Raw genomic sequence first — 1,517 nt, 5'->3', positions numbered from 1 at the left:
TATTACTGCTTTTTTACCTTTTATGGTTTTTAACACCTCTAAAGAATTTTCTCCAAAATAAATATCTCTTGGTAAAGTAAATCTATTCATTCTATTTCCCCTCCATTTTTAAATATTACAATATTTATTACTCACACTTTTACACCCGATATTTTTATTTTGCTCTATTATTAGATCCTAATAATATCATTTTATCTCTAACAACATCTTTCATTGCTTCTAATGGCTTAGCGTAAGCTGTAATTGGCCAAATAGACATCTGCTGCTTACTATTTAGCACTTCCTTTAGTGATGTAAAGAACCCTGATAGCATTTCTGAAAATATATTCAATTTACATATTCCAAGTTCAACAGATTTTTTTATTGCTTCATCCGGTGTTCCCGATCCACCATGCATTACCAATGGCAATGTCGAAATTTTATTTAAATCATCTAGTCTATCAAAGTGTAGTTTAGGCTCGTTTACATATACCCCATGCGCAGTTCCAACTGCAACAGCTAATGCATCAATACCTGTACTTTTAATGAAATATTCCATTTCTTTTGGATTTGTTAAAAAATCATCTGGATTATCATATTCATCTTTATCATCTTTCACTGCCCCTGTTTCTGAATTTCCAACAATTCCATCACCAACATGGCCTAATTCTGCTTCTACAGACACATTAAATTTATGTGCATATTCTACAACTTCTTTAGTATTTTTTATATTTTCTTCTAATGGTAGTACAGATCCATCAAACATAACAGATGTAAATCCACTGTCTATTGCTTTTTTAATAAAATCCACATCTGTTGCATGGTCTAAATGTAAACAAACTGGCACACTAGCCTTCTGAGCCATTGTTCTTAGCGCAGTTGTCCAATATTGTAGCCTATCTCCTTTTAGATCAACCACTAATCCCATTAAAATTACTGGTGATTTTAGTTCTTCTGCTACCTCAATAACTGCCATAGCCATATCATTATTGCTTACATCAAATGCACCTACTGCATACTTGTTTTTTCTTGCATCACCTAATATACTTTCTAAATTTACTAATCCCATTTTAAATTCCTCCCATACTCTTTATTTTTACCTCATTGCCATTCCATAAGTTACAATATCTATTTTTTCTTTAAGTTCTAATTAATAATTTTATATGAATTTCATTTCTATTTATTTCTAAAATATAAGTAGAAATGAATTTACCTAATATGATTTACCGATAATAAATTTAACTCACTTATACTTTAGTTACGTACGTTTTGCATAGGCGATCCTTGTAGATAGTTTTTAATATCATCAAAACCTATTTCAACTGAATTACGCATAGTATCACATGAAGTACCAGCTAAGTGTGATGTAAGTGTAATATTATCTAATTTTAAGAATGGGCTATCAGATGGTAATGGTTCTTCATCAAATACATCAATAGCTGCACCACCAATAGATTTTGTTTGTAAAGCATTAATAAGAGCATCTGTATCAACTATACCAGCACGTGCAGTATTTATTAAATACGCAGTAGATTTCA

General features: G+C 30.9%; 2 protein-coding genes. Both read right to left on the bottom strand.

Features of this window, described 5'->3' with window-relative positions; genetic code table 11:
* Nucleotides 1–154 precede the first annotated feature (154 nt).
* Nucleotides 155–1,048 (bottom strand): class II fructose-bisphosphate aldolase, encoded by an 894-nt coding sequence (locus KPL54_RS25685; RefSeq protein ID WP_216109313.1) that lies wholly within the window; start codon nucleotides 1,046–1,048, stop codon nucleotides 155–157.
* Nucleotides 1,049–1,233: 185 nt separating this feature from the next.
* Nucleotides 1,234–1,517: NAD(P)-dependent oxidoreductase (locus tag KPL54_RS25680; protein WP_290444472.1), on the bottom strand; the 284-nt coding region annotated here is incomplete at its 5' end.

Origin of the sequence: Clostridium estertheticum, from assembly GCF_018861295.1 — a bacterium.
GTDB classification, from domain to species: Bacteria; Bacillota; Clostridia; order Clostridiales; family Clostridiaceae; genus Clostridium_AD; species Clostridium_AD estertheticum_D.
This window is presented reverse-complemented; position numbering and strand designations above follow the sequence as displayed.